The sequence below is a fragment of the Wolbachia endosymbiont of Wuchereria bancrofti genome (genome assembly GCF_002204235.2).
In the GTDB taxonomy this organism is placed as follows: Bacteria; Pseudomonadota; Alphaproteobacteria; order Rickettsiales; family Anaplasmataceae; genus Wolbachia.
Genome location: NZ_NJBR02000086.1, coordinates 1 through 10688 on the forward strand (window position 1 = coordinate 1; position 10688 = coordinate 10688).

The 10688-nt window shown below is 33.7% G+C and carries 8 protein-coding genes; 3 read left to right on the forward strand and 5 right to left on the reverse strand.

Annotation, left to right across the window (positions count from 1 at the left end; translation table 11 throughout):
• Positions 1-470: 470 nt before the first annotated feature.
• The 3 genes from CCY16_RS06445 to CCY16_RS04270 all read right to left on the reverse strand — a co-directional run bounded on the left by CCY16_RS06445 (position 471) and on the right by CCY16_RS04270 (position 2429).
• Complete coding sequence (locus tag CCY16_RS06445; protein ID WP_245800793.1) at positions 471-650, reverse strand: hypothetical protein; 180 nt, start codon at positions 648-650, stop codon at positions 471-473.
• A 161-nt stretch (positions 651-811) separates the two neighbouring features.
• Positions 812-1048 (reverse strand): hypothetical protein, encoded by a 237-nt coding sequence (locus CCY16_RS06450; RefSeq protein WP_245800794.1) that lies wholly within the window; start codon positions 1046-1048, stop codon positions 812-814.
• Positions 1049-1721: 673 nt separating this feature from the next.
• On the reverse strand, positions 1722-2429 hold the full coding sequence (locus CCY16_RS04270) for a septal ring lytic transglycosylase RlpA family protein (RefSeq protein WP_088415210.1): 708 nt from the start codon (positions 2427-2429) through the stop codon (positions 1722-1724).
• A 26-nt stretch (positions 2430-2455) separates the two neighbouring features.
• On the opposite strand from CCY16_RS04270, the gene murC reads away from it, so the two are divergent.
• Genes murC through obgE form a run of 3 tightly spaced genes read left to right on the forward strand, consistent with a single transcriptional unit; the run spans position 2456 to position 6337 of the window.
• Positions 2456-4048 (forward strand): UDP-N-acetylmuramate--L-alanine ligase, encoded by a 1593-nt coding sequence (murC, locus tag CCY16_RS04275; protein WP_179946072.1) that lies wholly within the window; start codon positions 2456-2458, stop codon positions 4046-4048.
• A 1-nt stretch (position 4049) separates the two neighbouring features.
• On the forward strand, positions 4050-5327 hold the full coding sequence (gene eno, locus CCY16_RS04280) for a phosphopyruvate hydratase (protein WP_088415212.1): 1278 nt from the start codon (positions 4050-4052) through the stop codon (positions 5325-5327).
• Complete coding sequence (gene obgE, locus CCY16_RS04285) at positions 5315-6337, forward strand: GTPase ObgE (RefSeq protein ID WP_088415214.1); 1023 nt, start codon at positions 5315-5317, stop codon at positions 6335-6337. The genes eno and obgE overlap by 13 nt, the downstream gene beginning before the upstream one ends.
• 122 nt (positions 6338-6459) lie before the next feature.
• On the opposite strand, the gene CCY16_RS04290 is transcribed toward obgE, so the two are convergent.
• Positions 6460-9003 (reverse strand): AsmA family protein, encoded by a 2544-nt coding sequence (locus CCY16_RS04290; RefSeq protein ID WP_088415216.1) that lies wholly within the window; start codon positions 9001-9003, stop codon positions 6460-6462.
• Positions 9000-10493: a murein biosynthesis integral membrane protein MurJ gene (gene murJ / locus CCY16_RS04295; protein WP_088415218.1), complete on the reverse strand. Its 1494-nt coding sequence runs from the start codon at positions 10491-10493 to the stop codon at positions 9000-9002. Before murJ ends, CCY16_RS04290 begins: the two co-directional genes overlap by 4 nt.
• Positions 10494-10688: the final 195 nt, after the last annotated feature.

Here is a 10688-nt window from a genome sequence, read left to right on the forward strand (position 1 = left end):
TTTGCCTTTTTTTCTATTTAGTAAATTTTTTAAATATCTATAACTAAAGGTCAGTTGTAAAAAAGCAGCTAGCGTTTAGAATAAGGAAACGCTGAAAAAAAATATAAATACTATAGAGTTTCCTCTGCCTTTTAGGCTAAGTCATGCAAAAAGTCTACTGTTATATAAGAGTTCAAGAAAGATATCATGAAAGTACTGGAATCTTGTTTCAACGTTAAACAACACAAAGTTGAAAAAGCAGAGCAAAAAACGTTGCTTACAATTTAGTAGTTCTCCAAAGTCAATTATGTTTAAAAAGTAATCGCTGTCTATAACATCATCACCTATACCATTAATGTGAATAATGACTGGATGGCATGGAAAGCCTTTAGGATGCTTTAGTGCATCTATTTTCTTTTGTACTTCTTATATTATTGAATGACCAATTCTATTTTTTGAAAACTTGATTTCGCAAATGTATTTAGTTCGAACTATATAATCAATTTGACAACTAGTACTATTACCTGTCCTCTTCTAAAAAATAGATTTTCGCTTATTATTTCATCAATTCCTAAGATATTAGGTATGCTCTTTCTATTGTTAAGCACCAAATTTTCAAATTGAAGTCCGATGATTGTATACCTCTCTGGTAGAGATGCAAGTAGTTCCATAGAGTAGGTGCTAAGATTAATTTTCCTAGATTTTTCTTAATATATTTTAGATAAAACCTTAAATAATTATCTTGAAGTCTGTACCTCCTTAATCGTGAATCAGTACCTGTTTGCATATTCCAAGTGTGATCCCTTGCAATAAAAAACAGGCAAGCTCAAGCTCACGTAGATACTTGGAAATGCGTCCATGTTGCGATATCTAAAACTAAAAAGACACCTTTTGTTAAACAAAGCTTTTTGATATTTTCTTTAGCACAGTGTTTAAAAATTACCTCTTCTAAATACTTCAGAATTCCACCAATTACTGCAAATACCTTAAATTTTTCATATGCTGAAATATTTTTTGGCCAAAACTTATTGCAATCAGAAAGTAATAACTCCCAAAGCGTTATAGTCAATAATATCCTTACTACAAAACTAGCACTATTAAGTATATTTTTTTCGATCCAGAATGAAGCCGATCCACAAATAACGAAAATTAGCTTGGTATTATTTTTTAGCTGTGTATCCTAAAAATTCTTTATTTATCCTAAAAAAGTTGGATCTTTTGAGCTCATCCAAGAAATTTCATCAAAAAGCAATAACATTTTTCCAGATAGTAGATATTTACCAACTGTTCACAGTAAATCACTCCAATCATCATATCTAGCAAAAGACGTGCTAAATTGTCTAGCAACTTGTCTAGAAAATTCATTAAGTTTGTGGGATACTATAGTATACTTTTCTGTAGCAAACCTATAAATGAGTAATACTACTCGAAATGCTTACTAAACTCCTGAACTAAACGACTTTTTCCCATACGACGTCTTCCTTTAACTACTATAAAAGACGCAGCATTTTTTTTCTGTAAGCTCCAGCAGTTGCTTTAACTCAGCTTGCCTACCAATGAATAATGGAGAGATAGAACGTAAAATACAAATTTTTCTCCCCATTATGCGTGATAAAATTGGAGGTGTAAATAGATAAATTTTGATCTTTGTCTCTATAATGCTAAACCAACTGTTAATATCTTTTTTATATCACATTTTTAATTTACAATAGTCAGCCAGCGTTTCTTATTAACCAAACCTTTCAATCGACCATTGCTAAATTCTGTAATCCAACTCTCACCACACTCACTTTCACGCAATATTGGTTACCTTTAAAAAGCAATCTAACGTTTTTTATTCCTTGGTTACGAAGCTTCGATGCAGCTGATTTAGCAGCCTGAGCACTTTCAAAAAATGCAATATACCCCTTACTTTCCGCATTGTCTTGCTTCGGGTGACGTTTCTGCATTTCTTTTTCATGCTGCTTTCTATAATGAGGAGTTCTTTGTATTAATTGCTCTGATATTTTCCTTAAATATTGCACTTTTACTTTTGCAAGCCCAGCTTTATGAAGCCCTAAAACTTTTGCTGCCTTTTCCGATAAGTCTATTATTCTACCTTCAACAAATGGCCCTCTGTCGTTAACTCTTACAACAAGCTTTTTTCCATTTTCCAAATTGGTAACGAGAACAAAGCAGGGTAGAGGCAAAGTCTTATGCGCCGCAGAAATCAAGTGACGATTAAACACTTCACCATTTGCTGTAAGTGTACCATGATCTTCTATTCCATACCACGATGCTACTCCTACCTCTTCGTAATGGTTACAGTGCTTGGGATGATAAATTATACCATTTATTGCATAGCTATTACCAATTTTATAATGACCTGCAGTATCATTACACCTGCTGCAAAAATTGCAACTACTCACCAAAATAAATGTTAGGCATAGAAGGGCTAGATTTTTTATCATTGTATTTAGTGAAAGGGCTCGATACCATGAGGATTTTAAATTATACTATAATAAATTTAGTAATAAGTAAAAGTCTACTGCTAAATATGAATGATATTAAGAAAGGAATAATACATATAATTGGTATAGGTGGAATTGGAATGAGCGCAATTGCTGAGATTCTCCATAATTCTAATTATAAAGTTCAAGGTAGTGATGCTCAACCAAACAACAATGTAGATAGATTACAAAAGCTAGGTATAGAGATTTATATTGGTCACAATGCCAATAATATTAAGCAAGCTCAAGTGGTTGTATATTCTTCTGCCATAAAATCTGATAATGTGGAGTTAGTTGCAGCGAGGAATAACAATAAGACTATTTTGCATAGATCAAGCATACTTGCTGAAATTATGAAAGATAAGTATGTGATAGCAGTTTCAGGTTCAAGCGGAAAGACGACAACAACGGCCATGATTGCTTCTATTTTTGATCATTCTGATACTGATGCAACCGTGATTGTGGGAGGGATATTAAACTCCTATCAAAATAACTCAAAACTTGGCAAGAGTGACATTCTTTTAATCGAAGCTGATGAATCTGATGAAACTATGCTAAAAATCCCTGTAAATATTGCTGTTATAACAAGTATTAATAATGACCATATAGACCATTATGGAACATTTGATAATATCAAAAATGCATTTTCTCAATTTATAAATAGTGCAGATTTTGCAATTTTGCCTAATTCTGTAGGAATTAGTGATAGCAAAAGTGTTTCCATAACGTTTGGGTTTGAAGGTGTTTATCCCCTTGTCGTCCCAGCGCACGACATTGGAATCAAGAAAAAAAAATCGGCGTCATGTTCTATAAAAGCGAGTAATGTCAAAGCAAATAACATAAGGCAACATAATAACAGCATAGAATTTGATGTGTTAATTGATGGTTGTAGTATAGACAGAAGTCACTGGATCCCAGCGTCATGCACCGAGATGACAGCAGCTCTTTCTTTACCGTCCACTCAAATAACACCACTGAGATCCAGAATTATAAAAAATGTAGTACTATCAAACGCAATAGGAATGCATAAAGTTAGCAATGCTCTAGCTGCAATATCGGTTGCAATAAAGTTGGGGATCAATGATGTGGACATTAAAAAAGGCCTTTTGGAATTTAAAGGAGTTGCAAGAAGATTTTCCTTAGTGGCCGATATAAAAGACGTTAAGTTAATTGAAGACTATGCCCATCATCCAAGTGAAATACAGGCAACTTTAACAGCAGCACGTTCAATCACTAAAGGGAAGATAATAGGCATTATCGAGCCGTTTCGTTTTGCTCGTATTCGTAATTTTTTTGATGAATTCATACGGATTTTCATGATGTTTGACTATGTAATCCTTGTTCCTGTTCATCCTCCAGAAGATAAGCCTATTCTTGGTTGTAGGATTGATGATATACAAGAAGCTCTAATCAGTAATGGGTTTAATAATGTAAAGATTATGAACGATGCTTTGCTCATTTCAAATTTTATCAGTGATTCGACAAATTCAGGCGATATTGTACTATTTATTGGTGCTGGTATTAATGTAGCTAGACTAGCAAGAGAAACTGTAGTGTTTATGTCAGGAGTGGAGGTTTAATATGACAAAAAGAATAATTAATAATGTATTTGCAAGAGAAATTTTAGACAGCAGGGGGTACCCCACTGTTGAGGTAGAAATTGAACTCTGTGATGGAGCAACGGGCAGAGCATCTGTACCCTCTGGAGCTTCAACCGGCAAACTAGAAGCCTTGGAATTGAGGGATCAAGACGAAAAAAGGTATTGTGGTAAGGGAGTGCTGAAGGCTGTTAAAGCAGTCAATGAAGTGATAGCAAACGCAATCATTGGAATGGATGCAACAGACCAAAGTACAGTCGATAAAGCGTTAATCGAGCTGGATGGAACAAGAAACAAATCCAAGCTTGGGGCAAACGCAACTTTAGGGGTGTCTCTTGCATCTGCAAAAGCAGTAGCAAACAGTTTCAAAATGCCGTTGTATAGGTATTTGGGAGGAGAGCAGGCAAATGTTATGCCGTTTCCACTAATTAATATAATTAATGGTGGAGTCCATGCAGACAATAAACTCGACTTTCAAGAATTTATGATTCTCCCTATTGGAGCTGAGGCTTTTAGTGAAGCGATCAGAATGTCTGCAGAGGTGTTTCATAACTTACGTAGCATTCTTAGGAAAAGAGGTTATAGCACAAATGTAGGAGATGAAGGTGGTTTTGCACCAAATATTGAGAGTACTGAAGAAGCACTTGACTTGATCATGCATGCTATAGAATCTGCCAGTTATTCAACACAGAATCATTTTGCACTAGGCCTTGATGTTGCTTCATCTACTTTTTATAAAAATAAAATTTACAAGTTTGCAAATAAAGAGCTTACTTCAGAAGAGCTGGTTGAATACTATTATAACCTCGTAGAAAAATACCCGATAACCTCCATGGAAGATGCGATGAGTGAGGACGATTATGAGGGTTGGAAGTTGCTTACTGCAAAACTAGGAAGTAAAGTTCAATTGGTTGGAGATGATTTGTTCGTTACAAATTGTGAGCTAATACGTAAAGGGATAGAGGAAAAAATGGCAAATGCTGTACTAATCAAACCAAATCAGATAGGGACGTTAACAGAAACTTTTACTGCTATTGGAATGACAAAATCAGGTGGCTATAAAGCTGTTATTTCTCACCGCTCAGGTGAAACAGAAGATACAACAATATCTCATATAGCAATTGCGTCAAATTGTGGGCAAATAAAGACTGGTTCGCTATCGCGTTCTGATAGGCTTGCAAAGTATAATGAGCTAATGAGAATAGAAGGCGCATTAGAAAGAAATGCCAAATATTATCATGGGTTAGCATGGACTTCATAGACGAGGTTAAATTATATTTAAAAGCAGGTGATGGCGGCGATGGTTGTGTAAGTTTTCGTCGAGAAAAATTTATTGAATTTGGTGGTCCAAATGGTGGTAATGGAGGAAAGGGTGGGAACATAGTTTTTGTTAGCGATGCAAATCTCAACACTTTGCTTAATTTTCGTTATAGGAGACACGTTAAAGCAGGCAGTGGAAAAAGTGGTGCGAGTAGAGATAGATCTGGTACAGCAGGAAAAAACGTTGTACTTAAAGTGCCAGTCGGCACACAAATAATCGATGAGGAAAGTGAGAAGATAATATTAGACTTTAATAAGCCTGATATGGAGTTTTTAATAGCGCAAGGTGGAAAAGGTGGACTTGGAAATACTAATTTTAAATCTTCTATTAACAGGGTACCAAGGCATTTTACTTGTGGCCAGTCTGGTGAAGAAAAATATGTAGTATTAAAGCTCAAAGTTTTATCTGATGTTTGTATTATTGGTATGCCAAATGCAGGTAAATCGAAATTTTTAACTCGCTGTTCAAATGCAGATACAAAGGTAGGAGACTATCCGTTCACTACCATAAAGCCTCATTTAGGTGTGGCAAAAGTGGATAATAGCGAAGTTGTAATAGTAGACATTCCTGGAATAATCACTGATGCTCACCTTGGAATTGGACTCGGGCACAAATTTTTAAAACACGTAGAAAGATGTAAAATTTTATTGCATTTAATTAATGTAACTCACGATAATGTCATTTCAGCTTATAATTGTATGCGCAATGAGCTGGAACTTTATAATAGTGATCTTGTTAAAAAAGAAGAAATTGTAGTGTTAAACAAATGCGACTTATTGGAGAAAGTAGAAATTCTTGAAAAAAAGAATCACCTAGCCAATTATCTTAATAAAGAGGTGCTGTGCTTATCGATTGGTGAAGATTTACAGCCCATTCTAAGATTATTAAACGAAAAATTGAAAAAGGGCAGTTCTAAGGAAACGGATATATACGATCCTTTTAAGAGATGAATTCTATCTAAAAAATTAATATTTTTCATTTATTTTATCATATAACTGGAATATATGCATACGACTGCTTTAGCCATACTATGTTTGCCTTTTTTCACTTAGCAAAAATGAATTTAATACTTCTAATTCCTTTTCAGAGTACTAAATATTTGATCTACATCAAAATTCATCTTAGGGTGCCAAATAGGGCCATCTAAATGCATGTCAATATAGATCGGACTACTATGACCTGGTAGAATGAAAAAGAACCTGACTAAAGAAATTAAAGCAAAGTTGGGTAAAGTTAAATTAGAAGAGATAGACCCCGATGCTTGATCAATTCTAAATTGTAAACTGGTTGAACATACGCCATTTTTAATATTTGCTTTTCCTATAACATTTTCAAAAAGTGTACTGCCATTGTATATATCATCATGAGCAAGTGTGGAAATTTCAGATTTATTCTTACCGTTTAATGAATTAGTGATAAATGAATTAAAATCCACATTAGTAAATTCTATTTCTTGTGCTTGCAAGTTGACTTCTCCTGACAAATTATTAGCCCAACCATGAAAACTTTTTCCTTGAGCTTTAATTTCACCGTTTAAGCTTATCCGACCATCTACATTGTCAATTCCTATAGCTTTACCAATTCCTTTAGCATCCAAATTTGTAATAAGAAATTTTGTATACATCGAGCCTGATCTTAGATAACCCTGAAAAAACACTTGTCCATGTTCTAGTGCATAACTTACTTGTCTCATAGTGATAGTGTTATTTCTCATCACTGCATCCAAGTTAAAGTTCTTCAAAACATTCTGCCCAACCCTAAATTCTATAGCATTGATTTGCACATTTGCATCAAAGCTTTCTTTATCGTCCAAAAAATCAAACTGCTTTGTTGACCATTGAATTTGATTTATCTTATTTCTTGAATCCCTTTTCACCTCTATAAAATTCGGTAATTTAAAGATATCTCCATTAAATTTATTTCCTGTAAGGTTTACGTCTAACAAAGGTTTAGTATATCTTTGATCTACTAATATCTCTATGCTACCGGTAATATCGCAATCTTCTCCAGATAGATTGATTTTATCTACAACTAGCTTACCCTTCTCCATTTTCAGTAAGAAATCCAGATCTTTAATTTTCGTATCATTCAATTTAAAATCATTAGCATTAATCTTTATACTTACATCATACCTCAGATTTTTTAGCCATCCCATTTTGGACAAATTACTAAATAATGAATAATCGTACTTATCTGCATCAAGATTATGTACACTAAATCTACCACCAACCACATTGTGTTTTTTTGTGTGACTTACTTTGATTGACCCTTGTAAAAACTCTTTTTCATTTAGAAATCTGATATTGGAAATAGATAATATCCTGGGTGCAAAATGTAATTCAGAACTTAGTGTAAATTGATTTTTCTGGTTTCCCTTCATTTTTATAGAAGGAAAGAAGCATGAAATGAACGACTTAAAATCATCCCCTTTTACCAGTAAATTACCATTAAATTCAGATAGAGTACCGCTATTTGAAACTTTTCCTGATAAGTGAGATACATTATTGGTTCCAGGAAATTTAAGTAACGTATCAACTTTTATTTCACCATCAGCAAATTTTAATATAGCGTGAGATTTATCCAATATCTTATTTTGGTATTGAATATTTGAGGCTTCTATATTAAAAGCTAAGCTCAAGTTCTTTGGCACAACTTTTCTAAAACATTCCAGAAGATCCTTTATATCTATTATTCTTCGTGAGCTATTCCGTATAGAATCTAAATTAACCTTGCCGAAGCTGATATTGATATTAGTGTGATTACTTTTTCTATCGTTTTGTATTGTACCACTAGCCTGCATGCTCTTGGATTTTATTTTCAAGTCAGTTGCTGTGAAATCATTTTCATTGAAGTCGATATTAGATGATATCTCGATATTTTCACCAGGGATAACATAAGCAAGAAAACTAAGATTAATAATTTTTGCCAAGTCGCCTATAAAATCAGAACTATTATTAATTGTTAGCGTTAACTTACCCTGTAGCCCTGCTTGATTCTTTTTACCTGTAAATAGCAGATTTATAAAATTTGATTCTACACTGATATGTACATTTTTTTTTGTAATATTAACTTTTCCTGAAAAATCATAATCATTACCATCTACCCTTATTTCACCAGAGAATTGCTTACTTTTTCTTATAACAACTTTCTCTATGTTAACGATATTGTCATGGTCAGTGAAATTATTGTTTAAGCTCACTTGGCCGTCTTTTATTACTATATCAACTGCGTTACTACTGGCTTTTGCATTTATAACGTTAATAAAATTTTCTCTGTTGCCTTTCATACCAAGCAATGTAATTGACTTTGGTTGTAGCGAAAATAAGAACAACGATAAAATAGATGGCCTTACTTCAATTTTATTTACGCCAATCAAGGTTGATAATTTTTGCTCTTCATTGTTGTTGCATTGTATGTATACGTTATGGACAGTGAGCTTTGGGGTGATTAACGAAACTTCAACTTTTCCTCCAATGTGTACTTTAGCGTTATACGTCTTTTCCAATCCTTGCAAAAGGTACTCCTTGTAACTATCCCAGTCCTTAAAAGCTACAGTAACTTGTAAGAGGATTAGTACCAAAGAAACTGATAGTGTGACATATATAGAGAGTTTCATAATTTTGTACACTTAAAATCACCCATAAACATTAAGTAAAGAGTACCAAAATAAACAACAATACTTAAGACTACTAAAGCTGCCAGATAAATAACACGAGCAAATATTCTATCGAAGAATAATCTTGCTGATAAGGAACTAGAAATATAAAGAGCTACTGACATAACTACTGTTGCTACAAGAATTTTTGCAATATTCAATAATAATACTTGGCTAACTTTGTACATTTTGTTTATTGTTAAGTAATTAACCAATAGAATAGAATTTATCCAAGTGGAAATGGAAGTAGCGATAGCAATTCCCGTATGCTGATACTTGTTCATTAACAGGAGGTTTAGTACCACATTAATCCCAAGGCACGCTATTGAAAATATAGTTGGTATTTTTAGATTACTTTTAGCAAAAAACGTGAGTAGCAATACTTTATTTATAATGAATGCAGGTAAAGAAAGAGAAAGTGCTATCAACGTTGGAGCAGTTTGTTGCACTGCATAGTGATCAAACTTACCGTAAGAAAAAAGTGTCAGTAAAATTGTGTTGGGAATAATAATAAAGGCAGCAGTTGTTGGCATAATTAACATTAATCCTATGTTAAGAGCCCTGTTCTGTATTTTGACTGTATCTTCAGTATCATTTGCCTGTTTTGAGATTAAAGGAAGAAGCACTGTACCAATCGCAGTACCGACTACTCCTTGCGGTAATTGATTTAGTCTATCAGCATAATATATATAGGACACTGCATTTGGTATAAAACTTGCCATAATTGTATCAATCCATAGGCTTATCTGAATTACGCAATTGTTGATAATTGCTGGTATCACACGCTTAAAAAACAACTTTACTTCATTACTTAATTTCATGCTAAAAAAAAAGAAGGCCTTTAATTTGTATGCACCAAACAGCATCAATAATAACTGCAACATTCCTCCGATCAGAACAGCTATAGAAAGATTATGAGCCGGTGTTTTTATGCAAGGTACAAGCAAGCTAGCGATTAAACAGAGGTTTAAAATAATCGGCGTAATAGCTGTTAAAGCAAAATGTTGCTTAACTTGTAACATCCCTCCAATGAGGGAGGCGATTGAAGCAAAGATTATGTAAGGCATCATAATTCTTGACAAAGTTACAGTAAGAGCAAGCTTGCTTTGGTCGAATCCAGGAGTAAATATTTGAACCATATAAGAAAAGAAAGTTTGCGTTATGAGGCAAAAATTTAATACGATAATAAACGTAATGGATATTACACTACTTGCAAAATTAAATGCTCTTTTACTATCACGTGATTCTGCCGAATACAATGGTATAAAAGAGGTAGTGAATGCTCTCTCTGCAAAAAACGCTCGAAATAGGTTGGCGAAGCGAAACGAAGAAAAAAATACATCTGCAAGAGAGGTTGCGCCGACAACCATAGCAATTAATATGTCCCTTATTAATCCTGAAATTCTTGAAACAGCTGTAAAAAAACTAAATGTGAAAATACTTTTAAACATTGCTATTTACCACTACTCTAGATTGTGTTTAGTGTCAATATAATTGACTGTAATAGCTTAAGTAGAAATAACAGGCCTGATAGGTGACTTTATACCGTTGTTAAAAAACCCATATGCTAAATGCAAAGCCTAAAAGCCCAGTTAGTGCAGGTACTGTTAACTTTTTTACTAGCACCCAAAATAGCCAAATAACGG